Here is an 18,620-nt window from a genome sequence, read left to right as displayed (position 1 = left end):
AAGTCAATGAAACTACTGCGTTTTGGCCCGGCGGGCCAGGAAAAGCCCGGGATGCTGGACAGCGACGGCCAGGTGCGTGACCTGTCGGCCCACGTGGCGGATTTCGCCGGTGCCACGGTCTCGCTGGAGGCGCTGGAGGCGCTGCGCGCCATCGATCCCGCTAGCCTGCCGCTGGTGGCCGAGCCGGGGCGGATCGGGTCCTGCCTGGCCTCGGTGCCCAACTTTTTCTGCATCGGGCTGAACTATGCCAAGCACGCCGCCGAAACAGGGTCGCAGCCGCCGAAAGAGCCGATCCTCTTCTCCAAGGCCTCCTCGGCACTGTCGGGCCCTTATGATCCGGTGGTGATCCCGCGCAATTCGGTGAAAACCGACTGGGAGGTCGAACTGGGCGTGGTGATCGGCAAGGCGGCGTCCTACGTCAGCGAGGCGGATGCGCTGAGCCATGTCGCGGGCTACTGCGTCATCAACGACATGAGCGAGCGGGAATTCCAGATCGAGAAGGGTGGCCAGTGGGTCAAGGGCAAGTCGGCCCCGACCTTCGGCCCCACCGGTCCCTGGCTGGTCACGGCGGACGAGGTGCCGGACCCGCAGGCGCTGAAACTCTCGCTGGATCTGAACGGTGAGACGGTGCAGGACAGCGATACCTCGGACATGATCTTTGGCGTGGCCGAGATCATTTCCTACATGTCGCAGTTCATGATGCTGCAGCCGGGTGACATCATCGCGACGGGTACCCCCTCGGGCGTGGGCATGGGCATGAAGCCGCAGCGCTTCCTGAAGCCGGGTGACGTGATGGAAGTGCGCGTCGAAGGCTTGGGCGAACAGCGCCAGGAAACTGTCGCCGCCGGATGAACCGGGGCAACCAAGCGGCTTTGAAGCCGCTTGGAAACGCTTTTGAAAAAGCGTTGCGAAAGGGCCTTTGAAGGCCCTTTCTTTTTCAGTGGATCAGCGACCCACCGTTCACGTCCACCTCGGAGCCCGTGACATAGGCCGACAGGTCCGACGCCAGGAACAGGCAGCAGCCGGCCACGTCGCTGGCCTGACCCGCGCGGCCCATCGGGATGCCCGACAGGATCTGCTCCATCATCTCGTCCGTCAGTGCACTGCCGGTGATGTCCGTTGCGATGAACCCCGGGCAGATCGCGTTCGAGCGGATGCCGTCGGGCGCCAGTTCACGGGCCATCGCCTTGGTCAGCCCGAGGATGCCCGCCTTGGCCGCCGAGTAGTGCGGCCCGCCGAAGATGCCGCCGCCGCGCTGGGCCGACACGGACGAGATATTGACGATGGAGCCGGTCTTGCGGTTGCGCATGTGCGGGATCAGGGCCTGGCTCATGTAGAGCGTGCCGCGCAGGTTCACGTCGGTGACGGCCTCGTAGTTCTGCGGCTCGATCTGCATCAGTTTGAGAGGCTGGGTGATGCCGGCGTTGTTGACCAGGATGTCGACCTGGCCCAGTCCGTCGATGGCGGCCTTGGCTGCCGCCTCGCATTGCGGCTTGCTGGTGACGTCGCAGGCCAGACCAACGTGCCCTTCGCCCGGCAGGCCGGCGGCAGCGGCGCGTGCGGCCTCTCCGTCGAGGTCGAGGATGGCGACGCGGGCGCCGTGTTCGGCAAAGAGCTGGGCCGTGGCCTTGCCAAGACCCCGGGGGCTGGCGGCGCCGGTGATGATGGCGGTGCGGTCTTTCAGAAGCATGCGGCGGATCCTTATTTTGAGACCGGGGAGGGGGCGCTGCCCCCGAGGTGCCAGGGCACCTCCCCCCGGAGGTATTTGAAGGCCCAAAGAAACAGCGGGTCAGAGCCGCGATTTCACCCGGTCCGTGATGGATTTGACGGAGAGCCCGTATTGATCGTGTAAGGTGGGCAGGGCGCCGGCGTCGAGGAACTCGTCCGGAAGCGCGATGCTGTCGAAAGCGGGATGGATGCCGGCACGCATGAGGTCCGCGGCCACTGCCTCGCCCAACCCGCCGGTGATGGTGTGGTTTTCCAGCGTGACGACAAGGCGTCCGGTCTTTGCCGCCTCGGCGCGAATGGTTTCGCTGTCGAGCGGTTTCAGCGTGGGTACATGCAGCACGGCGCAATCGGTGCCCTCGGCCTTCAACGCCTTGGCAGCATCCAGCGCCCGCATGGTCATGAAGCCGGTCGAGATGAAGAGCACGTCGTTGCCGCCGTGGATCACCTGCGCCTTGCCCAGCTGGAACTTGTAGCCGTATTCGCCCAGCACGTCGGGCACCTTTCCGCGCAGCAGGCGCATGTAGACCGGGCCGGGAAAATCGGCGATGGCATGGGTCGCCTGGGTGATCTCTGTCGCGTCGCAGGGATCGACGATGGTCAGGTTGGGCATGCCGCGAAAGATCGCCAGATCCTCTGTCGCCTGGTGGCTGGGGCCGTAGCCGGTGGTCAGGCCGGGCAGGGCGCAGACGATTTTCACCGGCAGGTTTTCCTCGGCAATCGCCATGATGATGAAGTCATAGGCGCGGCGCGAGGCGAAGACCGCGTAGGTGGTGGCGAAAGGCGTGAACCCTTCGCGCGCGAGGCCGGCGGCGGCAGAGATCATCACCTGTTCGGCCATGCCCATCTGGTAGAACCGGTCGGGGTAGGCCTCGGCGAAGACATGCAGGTCGGTGTATTTCGACAGGTCCGCCGTCAGGCCGACGATGTCGTCGCGTTTCGCGGCCAGGTCGCAGAGCGCGTTGCCGAAGGGGGCGGCGACGGTGTCGCGGCCCTCGGCATCCAGCGAGGCGATCATGGCGGAGGTGGTCAGGCGCTCTCCGTCCTCGGAGACGGGGACGGCGCGGGGGGTGTATTTCGATTTGCGGCGCGAGGTCGGGCCGATGGGGGCGTCGTGCATGGGGCTGCTCCGTGTCAGGCCGGGCTCAGGCCGGGATGGTGTCGTCGAGGATGGCGATGGCGCGGGCCCATTCGGACGGGTCCACGCGGACGAAATGGGTGATCTCGCGGTCCTCGAGAAAGGGCACGCCCTTGCACATCTGGGTCTTGCAGATGATGACGCGGGGGCGCGGGTCGGCAAGATTGCGGGCAGTGTCGAAGGCTGCCACCAGTGCGTCCAGGTCGTTGCCGTCCACCTCTTGCGCGTGCCAGCCGAAGGCGGCCCATTTCGGCGCTTCGTCGCCCTTGGCCAAGGCCTGCGTTGTTGGCCCGTCGGCCTGCTGGTCATTGAAGTCGACCACGCAGATCAGGTTGTCGAGGCTGTGGGCGCTGGCCGCCATCACCGCCTCCCAAGTGGATCCCTCGCCCAGTTCGCCGTCCGACATCATGTTGTAGACGAAGGCCGGGTTCTGCTTGCGCTTCAGCCCCAGCGCCGCGCCCACGGCGATGCCAAGGCCATGGCCCAGCGAGCCGCCGGTGATCTCCATCCCCGGGGTATAGGCGGCCATGCCCGACATGGGCATGCGGCTGTCGTCCATGCCATAGGTTTCCAGCTCGTTCTCGGGCAGGATGCCGGCCTCGATCATCGCGGAATAGAGCGCGATCGCGTAGTGGCCGATCGACAGGTAGAACCGGTCGCGCCCTTCCCATTCCGGCTGGCCCGGACGGTAATTCAGCGCGTGGAAATAGCTGACGGCCAGAACGTCGGCCACGCCAAGCGCTTGCCCGATATAGCCCTGTCCCTGCACCTCGGCCATGCGTAGCGCCAGCCGCCGGATGGACCAGGCCCTGCGCGCGAGGCTGACATTGGTGCCCGCGTGTTGCGTTTCGGTGGACATGGTCTCCTCCCTCGTCCGATTTGGTATACCATTTGCCAATGGACGTCGCGTCAAGGCAAGAGGTCTTCGCAGGCTTTGTCGCATTCAGGAGAGGATCGGGCGTTTTCGGTTTGAGGCTCGCGCCAAACTCGACTTGGATGGGGCCAAAGCAGGGAGGGCGCGATGCAGTTCGGATTGAGCGACGAGCAGGAGATGATCGTCTCCACGGTGCGCAGCTTTGTCGAAAAGGAGATCTATCCGCACGAGGCCGAGGTCGAGCGCACAGGCGAGGTGCCGCCGGGTCTGGGCGAAGAGATCAAGCGCAAGGTCATCGACCTTGGCTTTTACGCCTGCAATTTCCCAGAGGAGGTGGGTGGTGCCGGGCTGTCGCATCTGGATTTCACGCTGGTCGAGCGCGAGCTTGGGCGCGGCAGCATGGCGCTGACGCATTTCTTTGGCCGTCCGCAGAACATCCTGATGGCCTGCGAGGGCGATCAGCGCGACCGCTACCTGCTGCCCGCGGTACGAGGCGAGCGGATGGATGCGCTGGCCATGACGGAACCGGAGGCGGGCAGCGATGTGCGCGGCATGAAATGCACCGCCCAGCGGCAGGGCGGCGACTGGCTGGTGAACGGGACGAAACACTTTATCTCCGGCGCCGATCACGCGGATTTCTTTATCGTCTTCATCGCAACGGGGGTGGACGAGACGCCGAAGGGGCCGAAAAAGCGGATCACCTGTTTCCTGGTGGATCGCGGCCATCCGGGGTTCGAGGTGCGCCCGGGCTACACTTCGGTATCGCACCGGGGCTACCAGAACTGCATCCTGGACTTCACCGACTGCCGCCTGCCGGAGGCTCAGGTGCTGGGCGAGGTCGATGGTGGATTCGAGGTGATGAACACCTGGCTTTACGCGACACGCCTGACCGTGGCCGCCTTTTCCGTGGGCCGGGCGCGGCGCTGTTTCGACATGGCGGTGGACTACGCGGCACAGCGCAAGCAGTTCGGCCAGGCGATTGCCAAGTTCCAGGGGGTGTCCTTTCAGGTCGCCGACATGGTGACAGAGATCGACGCGGCGGACTGGCTGACGCTGGCCGCGGCCTGGCGTCTGGACCAGGGCCTGCCGTCGAACCGCGAGATTGCCTCGGCCAAGGTCTATGCGACCGAGATGTTGGCGCGGGTGACGGACACGACCCTGCAGATCTTCGGCGGCATGGGGCTGATGGATGATTTCCCCATCGAACGCTTCTGGCGCGATGCGCGGGTGGAGCGGATCTGGGACGGCACCAGCGAGATCCAGCGCCACATCATCGGGCGGGAGATCTTCCGCCCCCTGGGGGCGTGATGGCGGCGGGGATGGCGGGGTGGAACCCCGCCCTACAGATGCGGACAGGGCAAGCGCATGGCTGACCTGTCCCGCCTTCTGCGCCCGCGCTCCATCGCCGTGATCGGCGGCGGGGCGTGGTGTGCGAATGTCATCCGAGAGTGCCGCAGGATGGGCTTTGACGGGCCGGTCTGGCCGGTGCATCCGACGCGCGCCGAAGTGGGCGGGGTGCCCGCGTTCGCGCGGATCGAGGACCTGCCGCAGGCCCCGGATGCGGTCTATATCGGCATCAACCGGGCGGCCACGGTCGAGGCGGTGCGGGTGCTGTCGGCGGCAGGCGCCGGCGGGGCGATCTGTTTTGCCTCAGGCTTTGCCGAGGCGCAGGCCGAACTGGCGGATGGCGTGGATATGCAGACGGCGCTTTTGGCGGCGGCGGGGGACATGCCGGTGCTGGGGCCGAATTGCTACGGGATGCTGAACGCATTGGACCGGGTCGCGCTCTGGCCCGACCAGCACGGACTGGTGCCGGTGGCGCGCGGCGTGGCGATCCTCTCGCAAAGCTCCAACGTGGCGCTGAACCTGACGATGCAGCGGCGTGGCCTGCCGATTGGCTTTCTGGGAACCGTGGGCAACCAGGCACAGGTGGACCTGAGCGCGCTGGGCATGGCGCTGTTGGAGGATCCGCGGATCACGGCACTGGGGCTCTATATCGAGGGGATCGCGGATATTCGCGGCTTCGAGGCGCTGGCGGCTCGGGCGCGGGCCCTGGGCAAGCGCATCGTGGCGCTGAAATTGGGGGCCTCGGATCAGGCGGGCGCGGCGGCGGTGTCGCACACCGCCTCGCTGACCGGCAGCGATGCGGGCGCGCGGGCCTTTCTGCAGCGGATCGGCGTGGCGCAGGTTTCTTCGTTGTCCGCGCTGCTGGAATGTTTGAAGATTCTCCACGTGGCAGGGCCACTGGCGTCGAACCGGCTGGTCTCGGCCTCTTGTTCGGGGGGCGAGGCGAGCCTGATGGCGGACACCGGGCTGGGCTACGACATCTGTTTTCCGCCCTTGGGGGCCGCGCAACGGGAGGCGCTGCGCGCGGCGCTGGGCCCGAAGGTGGCGCTGGCCAACCCGCTGGATTATCACACCTATATCTGGGGAGACGTGCCCGCGATGGCGGCCTGTTTCGCCGGGCTGACGCAAGGCGAGGACCTGGGCGCCGGGGTTGTTGTGCTGGATTTTCCACGCGCCGACCGCTGTTCGGTGGTGGATTGGGAACCGGTGATCGAGGCGGTGGCGCAGGCACGGGGGCCGGTGCCGCTGGCGGTGCTGTCGAGCCTGGTCGAGACGCTGCCGGAGGATCTGGCCGCGCGGCTGGTGGCGCTTGGGGTTGTGCCGCTTTGTGACCTGCCGGCGGCGCTGGAGGCGCTGGCGGCGGCGGCCTTCCTGGGCCGCACGGTGGACCCGGCGCCGGTGCTTTTGGCGCGGGAAGAGGGGGCGCTGCCCCCGTCTCCCTCCGGTCGACTCCCCCGGGAGTATTTGGACAGAGAAGAAGCCGGGCAGGTCGTGCAGGAGGCCGAGGCCAAGCAGGCATTGGCGGCGTGCGGCCTGATCGTGCCGCGCAGCGCGCGGGCTGGGACGCCGGATGAGGCGGCGGCGGCGGCGGCGCGGATCGGCTTTCCGGTGGTGCTGAAGGGCGAAGGCTTTGCCCACAAGAGCGAGGCCGGAGCGGTGAAGCTGAACCTGGTCTCGGCCGAAGAGGTGCGGGCGGCTGCCGAAGCCATGGGCGCGCGGGGCTACCTGGTCGAGGACATGGTCGGCGGCGCGGTGGCGGAACTGCTGGTGGGCGTGATGCGCGATCCGGCGCATGGTTTTGTCCTGACGCTGGGGGCGGGTGGTGTCTGGACCGAGATCCTGGGCGACACGCAGGTGCGGTTGTTGCCGGTCACCGCAGCGGATGTGAGTGACGCACTGGCCGGCCTGCGGATCGCGCCGCTGCTGGCGGGCTATCGCGGCGCGCCGGGGGCGGATGAGACGGCGGTTGTGGAGGCCGTGCTGGCGGTGCAGGCTTTCGTCGCGGCCCATGCCGGTGAGATCGAGGAACTGGAGATCAACCCGCTGATCGTTACGCCCGACCGGGCGGTGGCGGCTGATGCGCTGATCCGCTTGAAAACGGACCAACAGGAAGGAGAGGGCGATGCCGCTTGAGATGAACAGAGAGGTCTTTATCACCTGCGCGGTGACGGGATCGGGCGGAACGCAGGACCGCAGCCCGCATGTGCCACGCGCGCCGAAAGAGATCGCCGACAGCGCCATCGAGGCGGCCAAGGCCGGTGCGGCGGTGGTGCATTGCCATGTGCGCGACCCGGACACCGGGGTGCCGTCGCGCCGTCTGGACCTGTACCGCGAGGTGACGGAGCGCATCCGCGATGCGGAGGTGGACGTAGTGTTGAACCTGACGGCGGGCATGGGGGGCGACATAACCTTTGGCTCGACCGAGGCGCCCTTGCCGGTCAACGAGGCCGGGACCGACATGATCGGGGCCGAGGCGCGGGTGGCACATATCGCCGAATGCCTGCCGGAGATCTGCACGCTGGATTGCGGCACGATGAACTTTGCCGAGGCGGATTATGTCATGACCAACACACCCGGCATGTTGCGCGACATGGGGGCGCGGATGACGGCGCTGGGGGTCAAGCCGGAGATCGAGGCCTTTGACACCGGCCACCTGTGGTTCGCCAAGCAGCTGGTCAAGGAAGGCGTGCTGGAGGGCCCGGCGCTGGTGCAGCTGTGCATGGGGGTGCCCTGGGGGGCGCCGGATGATCTCAATACCTTCATGGCGATGGTCAATAACGTCCCTAAGGACTGGAATTTCAGCGCCTTCGGGCTGGGGCGCAACCAGATGCCCTATGTGGCGGCCTCGGTGCTGGCGGGGGGCAATGTGCGCGTCGGGCTGGAGGACAACCTGTTCCTGGACAAAGGGGTGCTGGCCACCAATGCGCAACTTGTGGACCGGGCCGTGGGAGTGATCGAGAACCTCGGCGCAAAGGTGATCGGTCCCTCAGCGGTGAGAGAAAAACTGGGGTTGACCAAGCGCGCGCCACAATAAGTCTTGTTCCGCCCGGGCCGCCCGCGCAGTTTTGTCGGGCGCTAACAGGGGAGGGGTGGCCATGGCACGCATCGGAATCGGCATCGTCGGTGGCGGCTATATGGGCAAGGCCCACGCGGGCGCCTTTGCCGCCGTCGGCACGGTGTTCGAGACTGGGTTGAAGCCGCGGCTGGTTGCGATTGCCGGGTCCTCTCCGGAAAGCGGGGCGCGTTATGCGCAGGCGTTCGGGTTTGATCGTGGCGCGCCGGACTGGCGGGCCTTGGTCGAGGATCCGGAAGTCGAGGCGGTGGTGATCGCCGCGCCGCAGGCCTTGCACCGCGAGATCGCCGAGGCGGCCTTTGCCCAGGGCAAGCCCGTGCTCTGCGAGAAGCCGATGGGGCTGACGCTGGAGGACGCCCGGGCCATGCTGGCGGCGGCGGAGCGGGCCGGCGTCGCGCATATGGTCGCCTTCAACTACAGCCGCACACCGGCGACCCAACAGGCGCGCAGGATGATCGCCGAGGGCGCGCTGGGGCGCCTGCATCACCTGCGGCTGGAACATACCGAGGATTTCCACCTGACCTCGATCCTGCCACCCTGGCGGTCGCAGGGCGGGGCCAACGGCTGTCTGGGCGACCTGGCACCGCATCCGATCAATGCCGCGCTGGCGCTGGGCGGGCCGGTGACCGAGGTCTTTGCGGTGCTGGACACGGTCTTTCCCGAGCGCAACGGCGTGACGGTGACCAATGACGACCAGGTCGCGATGACGCTGCGCTTTGCCAGCGGCGCGACCGGGCAGCTTTTTGCCAGCCGCGTCGCCCATGGCCGCAAGATGGGCTATGCCTATGATGTCATGGGGGAAAAGGGCGCCTTGCGGTTCGACCAGGAAGATCAGAACAGCCTGTGGTACTGCGACGGCAGCCTGCCGGCGGAGCGCGCGGGCTTTACCCGCATCCTGACCGGGCCGGCACATCCCGATTACGGGCCGTTCTGCGCGGGGCCGGGACATGGCACCGGGTTCCAGGACCAGATCATCATCGAGGCCAAGGATTTTCTGACCGCCATCGACGAGGGCCGCGCGGTCTGGCCAAGTTTTGCCGAGGCGGTCGAGGTGCATCGGGTGGTGGCCGCGGCGCGGGCCTCGGCGGTGTCGGGCACCTGGGCGCGGGTGGCGGATTTCTGAAACCGGGAGATGCGGGAATGGGACAACTGAACTGGGGCATGATCGGCGGTGGCGAGGGCAGCCAGATCGGCCCGGCGCACCGGCTGGCCGCCGGGCTGGACGGAGCGTTCGATTTCGTCGCCGGGGCACTGGACCACCGGGCCGACGCCGGTCGTGCCTACGGTCAGCGGCTGGGGCTGACACCGGACCGGGCCTATGGCGACTGGCGCGAGATGCTGGAGGGAGAGCGTGCGCGTGCCGACCGGGTGGACCTGGTGACCGTGGCCACGCCCAACGCCACGCATTTCGAGATCACGAAGGCCTTTCTGGAGGAGGGATTCCACGTTCTGTGTGAAAAACCCATGACCATGACCGTGGCCGAGGGCGAGGAGATCGTGCGGCTGTCGCAGGAGACAGGGCGCATCTGCGCGGTGAACTATGGCTATTCGGGCTATGCGCTGGTGCGGCAGATGCGGGCGATGGTGGCGTCGGGGGACCTGGGCCGCGTGCGTATGGTGGTGGCGGAATTTGCCCATGGCCATCACGCGGATGCGGGCGACGCTGACAATCCGCGCGTGCGCTGGCGCTATGACCCGGCGCAGGCGGGGGTCTCGGCGCAATTCGCCGATTGCGGCATCCATGCGCTGCACATGGCCTCGTTCGTGATCGGACAGGAGGTCGCACGGCTGTCGGCGGACATGGTCAGCTGTATCGAGAGTCGCGTTCTGGAGGATGACGCGCAGGTGAATCTGCGCTTTGACGGCGGCGCGGTGGGGCGGCTCTGGACCTCGTCGATCGCGCTGGGGCGGCAGCATGGGCTGACCTTGCAGGTCTTCGGCGAAACGGGCGGGCTGCGCTGGGCGCAGGAACAGCCGAACCAGCTGTACTGGATGCCGCTGGGCGGGCGGCTGGAGGTGATCGAACGCGGCGGGCCGGGCCTGTCGCCCGAAGCGACGCGAGCCAGCCGGGTGACGGTGGGCCACGCCGAGGGGATGCCTCTGGCCTTTGGCAACATCTACGCCGATCTGGCCGAGGCGATCCGGGCGCGCGCCGAGGGCCGCGCGATGGATCCGGCGGCGGATCTGTATCCGCGGGCGGAGGACGGCTTGCGCTCGATGGCGGCGGTCTTTGCGGTGGCGGAGAGCGGCAAGGCCGAGGGCGCCTGGGTGGAGGCGCGCCCGCCGATGATGCGCTGAGGCACGGTGGACGGACGCTGTTCCGCGCCTGCGGCGCGAAAGACGCCCCGCCCACCGTCCCTTTGGGCGTGCCTCTGGCACAGTCTTCCGCTTCGGGTCTCAGCAAGGCAAAAAGCCGGGAATGAAAAACCCCGCCGCGGCGAAGCCGGGCGGGGCGGTTTGTCCTACGAGGGAGGGTGGTCAGGCCACCTGTTCCAGGGCCACCTCGGGCGTGACGCCCAATGCGAAACAAACGTCGCGGGTCAGTTCCGGGCGGTTGAGCGTGTAGAAGTGCAGCTTGTCCACGCCGCCTTCGAGCAGGTCCGAACAAAGCTCGGTGCAGATCGCCGTGGCCAGCAGGTCCTCGCGCCCGTCGCGCTGCGCCTTGTCGAAGGCATCCGACACCCATTGCGGGATGTAGGTGCCACAGCTTTCGGCAAAACGGCGCGCGCCGTTCCAGTTCTCGATCGGCAGGATGCCGGGCACCAGCTTGTCGCCGTCGATCCCGGCCTTCTGGCAGGCGTCGCGGAAGCGGAAGAAGGTGTCGGCCTCGAAGAAGAACTGGGTCAGCGCCTCATCCGCGCCGGCGTCCAGCTTGCGCTTGAGCCAAGCGATGTTGGCGTCCATGTCTGCGGCCTCGGGGTGGCAGTCGGGGTAGGCGCCGACGCGCTGGGTGAACTTGCCGGTCTCGGCCAGCGCCTCGATCAGCTCTATCGAGTTGGCAAAGCCCTCGGGATGCTGTTCAAAGCCCGCCGCGCCCTTGGGCGGGTCGCCGCGCAGGGCGACGATGTCGGTCACGCCCGCCTCGGCAAAGCCTTCGGCGATGGCCAGCGTTTCGGCGCGGGTGGCGTTGACGCAGGTCAGATGCGCCGCGGTGCGCAGGCCGGAATGTTTGTGCAGCGTGGCCACCACGTCGCGGGTCAGGTCACGGGTGGTGCCGCCCGCGCCGTAGGTCACCGAGACGAAGCGCGGCGCCAGCGGGGAAAGAACCTGCACCGCGTCCCAGAGGCGAAAGGTGGCCTCGATGTTTTTCGGCGGGAAGAATTCGAAGGAGATTTCGGGGCGCTGCATGATGCGGAGAGTCCTCTATGGCGTTGGGGACCTTGTCGCACGTGCAGCATTGTGAGACAAACTCATAAATCTCAAGATCAACATGAGGCGAATGAGGGAAAGCCCCCATGCATATCGAATTCCGGCATCTCCGGACCATCAAGGCGATCCATGACGCGGGCGGCGTGGCGCGGGCGGCGGAGATGCTGAACATCACCCAGTCGGCGCTGAGTCACCAGATCAAGGGGCTTGAGGATCAGGCGGGGGTCGAGCTTTTCGTGCGCCGGTCCAAGCCGATGAAGCTCTCGGCGGCGGGGTTTCGCCTGCTGCGGCTGGCGGAACAGATCCTGCCTCAGGTCGAGGCGGTGCAGGCCGAGTTCGAGGGCCTGCGCGAGGGCAAGTCGGGCCGGCTGCATATCGCCATCGAATGCCACGCCTGTTTCGAATGGCTGTTCCCGGTGCTGGAAGGGTTCCGCAAGAAATTCGGCGACGTGGACGTGGACATCCGCCCGGGGCTGGCCTTCGACGCGCTGCCCGCGCTGATGAAGGAAGAAGTGGACGTGGTCATTTCCTCGGATCCCGAGGACCTGGCCGGTGTCACCTTCGTGCCGCTTTTCGACTATAGCCCGGTCTTCGTGGCCTCTGCCCAGCATCCGCTGGCGGAGAAGGACTATATCGAGGCCGAGGATTTCCGTGGTCAGACGCTGATCACCTACCCGGTGGACCGGGCGCGGCTGGATATCTTCAGCCAGCTCCTGTCGCCCGCCAAGGTGGAACCGGCGGCGATCCGGCAGGTGGAACTGACCGCTGTGATCCTGCTGCTGGTGGCCTCGAACCGCGGTGTCACGGTGCTGCCCGACTGGGTGGTGCGCGAGGTGAAATACAGCTCGGACTATGTCACACGGCCCCTCACGAAAGAGGGGCTGACGCGGCGACTTTACGCGGCAGTGCGGACCGAGGACCTTGAAAAGCCCTACATGCAACTGCTGATCCAGCTGGCAGGTGAGGAGGCGCGCAGGCTGCAGGCGGCGTGACGGGCTTGTCCGGTGACGGGACCTTCTCCTAGGCTTGGGCAAATTGACCTGGAGAAATTGATCATGCGGATTCTTGCAGTCATCGGGTTTTTCCTTTTGCAATCAACTGCCGCCATGGCGGCGACCGTCGAATTGCGACCGGATCTCGCCCCGCGGCTGGAGGCCTTGCGTCCGGTCTATCCGAATGAAACGCCGGTGCTGGAGGTGCGGGAGCTTTGGGGCACGGACGACTGGCAGGGCGGGATCATCCGGATTTCCGGCACGATAGAGGCTGGTGATCTGGACAAGTTGAAGGCGCTTGCGGGATCACCCAACGGCGAAGTCAGGCTGTCCCGGCCCCTGCACGTGGTGCTGGACAGCCCGGGCGGCAGTCTGACCGAGGGCATCGCCATCGGCGAGTACCTCCAGCAATGGCGTGGAGGGAACTTTGCGCCGGGGCTGGGGGGCGTCTTTGTGCTGAAAGGCGACCGTTGCCTTTCGGCCTGCGCGCTGGCCTTTGCGCTCTCGGCACTGCCGCGGGACAAGGGCGCCCAGGAACGGTTTGTTGAGGTCGGGGCAGAGCTTGGCTTTCACATGCCTTTCATCCGGCCCGAATTGGCGACCCGGCTGGCAGAGGCCGGCGAGACGATGGAGCTCGCCTTTGACACGATGGCGCTGTTCCTGTCGCTGATCGCGAACGGGCAGACACCCCCGGCCCTGGCGCAGAATGTGATACATTATCGCGGCGCGGAACAGATGTTCATCCTGCGCGGCGGACTGGTCACGCGGGTTTTGGGATTTGATCCCGTGGCCACGGGGGCCTTGGTCGCCCCGGTGACGCGGGACGGTCTGACCGACGAGGATGTCCGGATCATCTGCGGCTTGCTGGACCAGACCCGGCAAGGCGGATTGCCGACGCGTGACAGCTATGAAACCTGGATGTTCGTCGAGCCTGATTGCCGTGAGCTGGGCGGGTTCGCGGCGGCGCTTGCGGGTGACGGCCCGGCCATCACCGCGGCGGTTCTGGCGGATGTTCTGGGGTGCCACGGCGGCCGCCTGACCACTGAGTATTTCGGCTGGGACTGGGACAACGCGTTCCTCGAAGAGGAATTCCTGGAGGAAAGGCAGGCGCAGATGCAGGCCTACGGCTTTGACTACCCGCGCAGGATCGATTGGCAGCGCGAGACCCTCGCCACCGTCCGGCTGCGCGATGCGCCCGGGCTGGCGGGCGCGACGGTGGGACGCGTTCAGGCGGGCAACAAGGTCACGGTTACCGAATGTGCGGTGACCGAAGACGCGCAGGGCGTCTGGTTCAAGATCTCGGGCAGCCGGCAGGATGGCTGGGTCAGCGCGCGCTTTGTCAGCCGCCGGGAAAGAGAGGCAAACCTTTTGAACCTGATCCGCCCGATCGGGTTCGAGTGACGTTCAGCACCCCGCGCCGGCCTGCGCGCGCGCAAGATCCCATCGGTTGGCATAGCTCAGCCCTTGCAGGCGTTCATGCGGGGCGCTCATGACCTCGTCGGCCTTTTGTGCGAAACAGCCGCAATTCACGTCGGAAAGGTTGGCCCGGCACCAGGCCGCGGGATCGGCGGGGGCGGAAACCGCGCCAAACGGCGGCGGGCCGCTGCGCGGCAGGCCCCCCTGTGTCAGCGGGGGCAGCTGGTTCACGCCGACGACCAGCAAGGCGACGGTCGCCAGAACTGTGGCAGCGGTGATCCATCTGATCGGCATCACGGGTTCCAAAGGGGTGCAGAGATACGCGGGCGTATCGCCCGTGCCGGACCCCGCACCGGCCCCGTGAGGGTACTAGAATTTGTGTCGGCGTCGAAGCGCCAAGTGCCTGGAATTTTACGAGATTTCTTGGAGTTTCCTGCCTTGACCTGGTTGGACTCGACGACAACAAGGAGATGTCCGGGCGTGACCGCCCGGCCGGTTCGGTGTCGATCGGAAAGCCGGTGCCCGTGCCCGGCGTCCAGGTCAGAGGATCTGGAGGTCCGAGGCCATCGTTCGGCCGTCGCGTCCCTCTCGCAACTCGTAGCTGACCTTCTGATTGTCGGCGAGCCCGGTCAAACCCGAGCGTTCGACAGCGGAGATATGAACAAAAACGTCTTTCCCCCCTTCGTCCGGCGCGATGAATCCATAGCCTTTCGTGGTGTTGAACCACTTCACGGTGCCGTTCGGCATAATCCCCGTGCTCCTATTCAAGTCCTAGCGTTCATCCCCGTGCAGATCGGAGAAGGTCACATTCGCCATTCAGAGCCGCAGGACGCCGGGGCGCCAAGCATCCGAAGTACGAACATCACGCAGGGGAGTTTAGCGCAGATAGGCGAAATACAAGAGTCACACCCTCGCATTTCGACGAAAACTTGCCTATCTGACGATCCTGAACCGCAGACTGCCAAGGGATTGTGCATGATCATCTACGGGTTGAAGACCTGCGACACCTGCCGCAAGGCACGCAAGGCGCTGCCGGCGGCAACCTTTGTCGATGTCCGCGAAGAGGGTCTGCCGGGCGAGGTCCTGGACCGCGCGCTGGCGCTGTTCGGGGACAAGCTGGTCAATACGCGGTCGACCACCTGGCGGGATTTCGACGAGGACACGCGCGCGATGGATCCCGCCGCGCTGATCGCGGCCCATCCGACGGTGATGAAACGCCCGCTATTCGTCGAGGATCAGCGCATGGTGCTGGGCTGGGACAAGGCGGCGCAGTCCGCCCTGGGCGCGGTATGACAGGGCAGGAGGCAGGACTATGCGCAACGCGGCACTGACATTGGGCATCATCGCCGGTGTGATCGGCATGATCGTCGGGTTCTTCGGCTTCGGCTACACGGAGCTGGTCAAGAACGTGGGCGAGGTCGAAGAGATGTTCGGCATGTTTGACGACCCCGAGACGGTGCGCATCGTCTCGATCCTGGCGCCCCTGCTGGCCATCGCGGGCGGTGCCATGGCCAAGGCGCGCGCGCTTTGGGGCGGGATCCTGCTGCTGCTTTCGGCGGCGGCGATGTTCTATGCCTTCGGCTTTAACGTCTTCACCATGTTCCCCATCGCCTTCGCGGGCCTGGGCGGGGTCCTGGCGCTGGCGGCGGGCAAGCCCGACGAGCCCAAGGCGCATTTCTGATCCGTCAGGCGGGGAGGTGGCGCGCCGCAGGCGCGAGGCCGAACAGCCGGTCCAGCGACAGGACGCCCGCGCCCCGGATCACGATCACCAGAAGCAGAAGGACCCAGAGCGCCCGCTCGTCGATCAGGCCGTAACGTGTGTCGAACAAGGTGCCCAGCGCGCCGCCATGCCCGGTCACGTCGACCCAGGTCTGCACGGTGATAAAGCCGATCATTCCCAAAGCCGCCAGTCGTGTGAACAGGCCCAGGACGATCAACAGGGGCAAGAGCCATTCCGCGTAGGTCCCGGCCAGGGCGATGATGTCGTAGTGAATCCCCATGTTGGCGGTATTGTAGCCCGCCGCCTCGAAGGCCTTGGGGAACATCTGCGCATAGGTGCCGGATTCCAGCGTGAAGAAATCCAGGATCCCCTCTTCGCCCTTGCGGTCCCAGACCTTGGTTCCGGCGGAATTCCAGTAATACCGCAGGAGCGTCGCCGCAAAGACAAGCCGCGCCAGCAGCGGGATCAAGTGATCGCCCAGCCGTTCGACAGGGGCAAAGATCGCATTATGCAAAGAGATGAGACGGTCCATCGGGTCCTCTAATCGGTGAGCAGGTCGGAAAAGGCGCCCTGCCGCAACAGGAGCGAGAGCGTGGCGGAAAGGTCGAAACCGGGGCCTGCGGCCTCGACCGCCGCGCCGAATGTCTCGCCCCGGGTCAAGGCGGCAAGAAAGCCGGCACCGCCCGGCGGCAGAAGATGCGGCACGGGATCGAAATCCGGGCGGGTGATGACAACCGCCTCGGCGCGGGCGGGGGGCTTGGGCCGGCCCGTCTCGATCGTGAAGCGATAGATCGACAGCAGAGGCCAGGAAGAGCACAGCAACCGCAGGGCCGGCGCCGGAACAAGGCGCGCGCCCATCAGCGCAACCTCATCCATCCCGGCCAGTCGCGTGGCGTCCAGCTTAGGCGCGTCGGCGGCGTGATAGCTCTGCCGCAGCGCCAGTTCCAGCCGGGCGACATCGCCCAGGTAGCCGATCCCGCGCAGCGCCTCGATCCCCTCGAGGAACTCGGGGAAACCCGCGCCGTATTCCATCATCACGGGGCTGGTGGGGGGATGGCTGCGCAGGAACATCCCCGCCGCGCGGGCAAAATTCTCGGGTCCGATCAGCCTGGCCACCGCGGGAAAGCCCGTCTCCAGCGCCTCGCGCAGGGCCACGGCCACGTTGTTGCGATAGACGTCATAGCGCCGCCCGGCGGGCCGCCCCGCGCCATCGGTCAGGCCCTCGGGTACGGGCGCATCCCCGCGCAGCAGAGCGCTGCGGAAACCTGTCTCGGCATAGCTGGCCATTACGCGCTCCCTTGTGTTTCTTCCTGGTCCGAATACCCCGGCATGACGCCCCCAGCTTCAGGCCGTCACCCTGTCCAGCGCCCGCGCGGCGCGCGCCGCCTCTGCCGCCAGCACCGGCCAGTTCGGCACGTCATTGTCCCATTCGATCAGCAGGGGCAGTGGCCCGGCGCGGTCCAGCACCAGCTCCAGCAAGGCCCAGACGGGCTCGGCCACCTCGCGCCCGTGGCTGTCGATCAACAGCGGCGCGCCATGATCATCGTGGTCCTCGTCATGGCCCGCCAGGTGGATCTCACCCACTGCATCCATCGGAAAGCGCGCGATGTACTCCTGCGGGCTGTAGCCGAGGTTGGTGGCCGAAACGAAGACGTTGTTCACGTCCAGCAACAGCCCGCAGCCGGTGCGGCGGACGACTTCGTGCAGAAAGCCCGTCTCGTCCAGCGTGCTTTCGGCAAACGCCAGGTAGCTGGACGGATTTTCCAGCAGCATTTGTCGTCCCAGCGCCTCTTGAACCTCGTCGACATGATCGCAGACACGGGTGAGCGTTGCGGGGGTATAGGGCAGCGGCAGCAGGTCGTTCAGAAAGGCGCTGTCATGGGTCGACCAGGCCAGGTGCTCGGAAAAGCTCGCCGGGTTCAGCCAGCCGACAAGATGTTTCAGCCTTGCAAGGTGGTCCGGGTGCAGCCTGTCCGGCCCACCGATGGACAGGCCGACACCGTGGACGGAGATCGGAAAGCGTTCAGACAGGGCGCGCAACTGTGCCAGCGGCCTGCCGCCATTGCCCATGTAGTTCTCGGCGTGGACCTCGAACCAGCCAACGGGGGCGGGATCGTCCAGGATGGCCGAATAATGCTGCGGCTTGTAGCCGACGCCGGGCAAGGGGGGGAGGGGGCTGGTCGTGTCGAACATCGCTCTGACTCGGATCGGGACAGGAAAAGGACAGTCGCCACGGGGCGCGCCGGGGCGCCCCGTGGCACGACCCTTACGAGTCCATCGGCAGGTCGCGCTCCAGCGCGTCCAGCGAGCCCATGCGCTCGGTGCCGTCCGCCATTGCCGGCAGCTCGATCTCGGTGCAGGTGCCCGCGTCGACCAGTGTCCAGGCGTTGCCCTGGTAGTCGACCTTGGAGGTGCCGGCGCAGGTGGTGCCGGGGCCGGCGGCACAGTCGTTTTCGCCGGCGAGGCTGACGCCAAAGCATTTTTCCTGTGCCATTTCGTCGGCATGGGCGCCGGTTGCGGCGATGGCGGCGGCGACGGCGCCGACGAGGGCGGCGGATTTAAGAGTGTAGGACATTGGGTTCCTCCGGTGATTGGACGTTGTGAAACTTGGCCGCGGGCCGATTTGCCCGTCGGTAACTGCAGATTGCCGCGCTGGAAGGTTTGCCGCGATACACGGGCCTGTGCATCACGCGCCCATCAGCCCGCGTGTCACGCCTGAGAGGTCAGAGAGAGGATTCCGGCAGGTGGACGGGGGGATTTGTAATGAAAATCGCCGCCGCGCCTGTGCTGCATGGCAGAATGTTACAGGGTGCATGGCCCGTACGGGCTGTCGGTCGGGTCTCTTCACGGCTTTTGTCAGGGCTGTAACGTGTCAAGTCGGGGTTTCCGTCGCTTGGCCCCGTGAAAAACGCGTCGGCGCGGCGCCTCCGGCTCTGGCGCGGGTGTTGAGCCGGGGAGGCCGTCGG

Annotated in this window: 20 protein-coding genes; 10 read left to right on the top strand and 10 right to left on the bottom strand. The window is 66.5% G+C overall.

The features are described from left to right. Positions 1-6: 6 nt before the first annotated feature. Entirely contained in the window at positions 7-852 is an 846-nt protein-coding gene (locus tag KZZ07_RS11195; protein ID WP_219514193.1) for a fumarylacetoacetate hydrolase family protein, read from the top strand. Positions 853-937: 85 nt separating this feature from the next. Here the strand turns inward: KZZ07_RS11195 and KZZ07_RS11190 are convergent, their stop codons facing one another. From KZZ07_RS11190 to KZZ07_RS11180, 3 genes are all read right to left on the bottom strand, one after another. After that, entirely contained in the window at positions 938-1,690 is a 753-nt protein-coding gene (locus KZZ07_RS11190; RefSeq protein ID WP_219514192.1) for an SDR family NAD(P)-dependent oxidoreductase, read from the bottom strand. A 99-nt stretch (positions 1,691-1,789) separates the two neighbouring features. Next, positions 1,790-2,845: a transketolase family protein gene (locus KZZ07_RS11185; protein ID WP_219514191.1), complete on the bottom strand. Its 1,056-nt coding sequence runs from the start codon at positions 2,843-2,845 to the stop codon at positions 1,790-1,792. A 25-nt stretch (positions 2,846-2,870) separates the two neighbouring features. Further along, complete coding sequence (locus KZZ07_RS11180) at positions 2,871-3,722, bottom strand: transketolase (RefSeq protein WP_219514189.1); 852 nt, start codon at positions 3,720-3,722, stop codon at positions 2,871-2,873. A 162-nt stretch (positions 3,723-3,884) separates the two neighbouring features. On the opposite strand from KZZ07_RS11180, the gene KZZ07_RS11175 reads away from it, so the two are divergent. The 5 genes from KZZ07_RS11175 (at position 3,885) to KZZ07_RS11155 (ending at position 10,455) form a co-directional block, all read left to right on the top strand. Continuing rightward, positions 3,885-5,045 (top strand): acyl-CoA dehydrogenase family protein, encoded by a 1,161-nt coding sequence (locus KZZ07_RS11175; protein WP_219514188.1) that lies wholly within the window; start codon positions 3,885-3,887, stop codon positions 5,043-5,045. A gap of 57 nt (positions 5,046-5,102) precedes the next feature. Continuing rightward, complete coding sequence (locus KZZ07_RS11170) at positions 5,103-7,217, top strand: acetate--CoA ligase family protein (protein ID WP_219514187.1); 2,115 nt, start codon at positions 5,103-5,105, stop codon at positions 7,215-7,217. Next, positions 7,207-8,118 (top strand): 3-dehydrocarnitine:acetyl-CoA trimethylamine transferase BcoG, encoded by a 912-nt coding sequence (bcoG, locus tag KZZ07_RS11165; protein ID WP_219514186.1) that lies wholly within the window; start codon positions 7,207-7,209, stop codon positions 8,116-8,118. The genes KZZ07_RS11170 and bcoG overlap by 11 nt, the downstream gene beginning before the upstream one ends. 61 nt (positions 8,119-8,179) lie before the next feature. Beyond that, a complete protein-coding gene (locus tag KZZ07_RS11160; protein WP_219514185.1) occupies positions 8,180-9,280 on the top strand; it encodes a Gfo/Idh/MocA family protein in 1,101 nt (366 codons plus the stop codon). Between the two features lie 17 nt (positions 9,281-9,297). Further along, the gene (locus tag KZZ07_RS11155; protein ID WP_219514184.1) at positions 9,298-10,455 is read left to right on the top strand and encodes a Gfo/Idh/MocA family protein; all 1,158 of its coding nucleotides are present in this window, start codon (positions 9,298-9,300) and stop codon (positions 10,453-10,455) included. Between the two features lie 180 nt (positions 10,456-10,635). Here the strand turns inward: KZZ07_RS11155 and metF are convergent, their stop codons facing one another. Then, entirely contained in the window at positions 10,636-11,505 is an 870-nt protein-coding gene (gene metF, locus KZZ07_RS11150) for a methylenetetrahydrofolate reductase [NAD(P)H] (RefSeq protein ID WP_219514183.1), read from the bottom strand. A 107-nt stretch (positions 11,506-11,612) separates the two neighbouring features. Here metF and KZZ07_RS11145 point away from each other — a divergent pair, with 107 nt between their 5' ends. Continuing rightward, a complete protein-coding gene (locus KZZ07_RS11145) occupies positions 11,613-12,518 on the top strand; it encodes a LysR family transcriptional regulator (protein WP_219514182.1) in 906 nt (301 codons plus the stop codon). A gap of 63 nt (positions 12,519-12,581) precedes the next feature. Then, complete coding sequence (locus tag KZZ07_RS11140) at positions 12,582-13,919, top strand: SH3 domain-containing protein (RefSeq protein ID WP_219514181.1); 1,338 nt, start codon at positions 12,582-12,584, stop codon at positions 13,917-13,919. A 3-nt stretch (positions 13,920-13,922) separates the two neighbouring features. On the opposite strand, the gene KZZ07_RS11135 is transcribed toward KZZ07_RS11140, so the two are convergent. Together KZZ07_RS11135 and KZZ07_RS11130 are read right to left on the bottom strand one after the other, a co-directional pair. After that, a complete protein-coding gene (locus KZZ07_RS11135; protein ID WP_219514180.1) occupies positions 13,923-14,228 on the bottom strand; it encodes a hypothetical protein in 306 nt (101 codons plus the stop codon). A gap of 246 nt (positions 14,229-14,474) precedes the next feature. Continuing rightward, positions 14,475-14,681 (bottom strand): cold-shock protein, encoded by a 207-nt coding sequence (locus KZZ07_RS11130; RefSeq protein WP_219514179.1) that lies wholly within the window; start codon positions 14,679-14,681, stop codon positions 14,475-14,477. A gap of 228 nt (positions 14,682-14,909) precedes the next feature. Here KZZ07_RS11130 and KZZ07_RS11125 point away from each other — a divergent pair, with 228 nt between their 5' ends. Both KZZ07_RS11125 and KZZ07_RS11120 read left to right on the top strand, forming a co-directional pair. After that, on the top strand, positions 14,910-15,227 hold the full coding sequence (locus KZZ07_RS11125; protein WP_219514178.1) for an arsenate reductase family protein: 318 nt from the start codon (positions 14,910-14,912) through the stop codon (positions 15,225-15,227). Between the two features lie 19 nt (positions 15,228-15,246). Further along, positions 15,247-15,615: a hypothetical protein gene (locus KZZ07_RS11120; RefSeq protein ID WP_219514177.1), complete on the top strand. Its 369-nt coding sequence runs from the start codon at positions 15,247-15,249 to the stop codon at positions 15,613-15,615. Positions 15,616-15,619: 4 nt separating this feature from the next. On the opposite strand, the gene KZZ07_RS11115 is transcribed toward KZZ07_RS11120, so the two are convergent. The 4 genes from KZZ07_RS11115 to KZZ07_RS11100 all read right to left on the bottom strand — a co-directional run bounded on the left by KZZ07_RS11115 (position 15,620) and on the right by KZZ07_RS11100 (position 18,229). Further along, positions 15,620-16,186, bottom strand: coding sequence for a DoxX family membrane protein (locus tag KZZ07_RS11115; protein WP_219514175.1), 567 nt, complete (start codon positions 16,184-16,186; stop codon positions 15,620-15,622). A gap of 8 nt (positions 16,187-16,194) precedes the next feature. Then, positions 16,195-16,941, bottom strand: a complete 747-nt coding sequence (locus tag KZZ07_RS11110; protein WP_219514173.1) for an HvfC/BufC N-terminal domain-containing protein — start codon at positions 16,939-16,941, stop codon at positions 16,195-16,197. 57 nt (positions 16,942-16,998) lie between these two features. Continuing rightward, the gene (bufB, locus tag KZZ07_RS11105) at positions 16,999-17,847 is read right to left on the bottom strand and encodes an MNIO family bufferin maturase (protein ID WP_219514171.1); all 849 of its coding nucleotides are present in this window, start codon (positions 17,845-17,847) and stop codon (positions 16,999-17,001) included. A 73-nt stretch (positions 17,848-17,920) separates the two neighbouring features. After that, on the bottom strand, positions 17,921-18,229 hold the full coding sequence (locus KZZ07_RS11100; protein ID WP_219514170.1) for a BufA1 family periplasmic bufferin-type metallophore: 309 nt from the start codon (positions 18,227-18,229) through the stop codon (positions 17,921-17,923). Positions 18,230-18,620: the final 391 nt, after the last annotated feature.

The organism is Mameliella sp. CS4 (genome assembly GCF_019392335.1).
Lineage (GTDB): Bacteria > Pseudomonadota > Alphaproteobacteria > Rhodobacterales > Rhodobacteraceae > Antarctobacter.
This window is presented reverse-complemented; position numbering and strand designations above follow the sequence as displayed.

Bases quoted from the DNA above. Each gene is read 5' to 3' on its own strand.
- KZZ07_RS11125 (WP_219514178.1), top strand. From the start codon at position 14,910: ATGATCATCTACGGGTTGAAGACCTGCGACACCTGCCGCAAGGCACGC.
- KZZ07_RS11130 (WP_219514179.1), bottom strand. From the start codon at position 14,681: ATGCCGAACGGCACCGTGAAGTGGTTCAACACCACGAAAGGCTATGGA.
- KZZ07_RS11175 (WP_219514188.1), top strand. From the start codon at position 3,885: ATGCAGTTCGGATTGAGCGACGAGCAGGAGATGATCGTCTCCACGGTG.
- KZZ07_RS11110 (WP_219514173.1), bottom strand. From the start codon at position 16,941: ATGGCCAGCTATGCCGAGACAGGTTTCCGCAGCGCTCTGCTGCGCGGG.
- KZZ07_RS11100 (WP_219514170.1), bottom strand. From the start codon at position 18,229: ATGTCCTACACTCTTAAATCCGCCGCCCTCGTCGGCGCCGTCGCCGCC.
- KZZ07_RS11180 (WP_219514189.1), bottom strand. From the start codon at position 3,722: ATGTCCACCGAAACGCAACACGCGGGCACCAATGTCAGCCTCGCGCGC.
- KZZ07_RS11190 (WP_219514192.1), bottom strand. From the start codon at position 1,690: ATGCTTCTGAAAGACCGCACCGCCATCATCACCGGCGCCGCCAGCCCC.
- KZZ07_RS11185 (WP_219514191.1), bottom strand. From the start codon at position 2,845: ATGCACGACGCCCCCATCGGCCCGACCTCGCGCCGCAAATCGAAATAC.
- KZZ07_RS11135 (WP_219514180.1), bottom strand. From the start codon at position 14,228: ATGCCGATCAGATGGATCACCGCTGCCACAGTTCTGGCGACCGTCGCC.
- bufB (WP_219514171.1), bottom strand. From the start codon at position 17,847: ATGTTCGACACGACCAGCCCCCTCCCCCCCTTGCCCGGCGTCGGCTAC.
- KZZ07_RS11160 (WP_219514185.1), top strand. From the start codon at position 8,180: ATGGCACGCATCGGAATCGGCATCGTCGGTGGCGGCTATATGGGCAAG.
- bcoG (WP_219514186.1), top strand. From the start codon at position 7,207: ATGCCGCTTGAGATGAACAGAGAGGTCTTTATCACCTGCGCGGTGACG.
- KZZ07_RS11115 (WP_219514175.1), bottom strand. From the start codon at position 16,186: ATGGACCGTCTCATCTCTTTGCATAATGCGATCTTTGCCCCTGTCGAA.
- KZZ07_RS11140 (WP_219514181.1), top strand. From the start codon at position 12,582: ATGCGGATTCTTGCAGTCATCGGGTTTTTCCTTTTGCAATCAACTGCC.
- KZZ07_RS11170 (WP_219514187.1), top strand. From the start codon at position 5,103: ATGGCTGACCTGTCCCGCCTTCTGCGCCCGCGCTCCATCGCCGTGATC.
- KZZ07_RS11195 (WP_219514193.1), top strand. From the start codon at position 7: ATGAAACTACTGCGTTTTGGCCCGGCGGGCCAGGAAAAGCCCGGGATG.
- KZZ07_RS11120 (WP_219514177.1), top strand. From the start codon at position 15,247: ATGCGCAACGCGGCACTGACATTGGGCATCATCGCCGGTGTGATCGGC.
- KZZ07_RS11145 (WP_219514182.1), top strand. From the start codon at position 11,613: ATGCATATCGAATTCCGGCATCTCCGGACCATCAAGGCGATCCATGAC.
- metF (WP_219514183.1), bottom strand. From the start codon at position 11,505: ATGCAGCGCCCCGAAATCTCCTTCGAATTCTTCCCGCCGAAAAACATC.
- KZZ07_RS11155 (WP_219514184.1), top strand. From the start codon at position 9,298: ATGGGACAACTGAACTGGGGCATGATCGGCGGTGGCGAGGGCAGCCAG.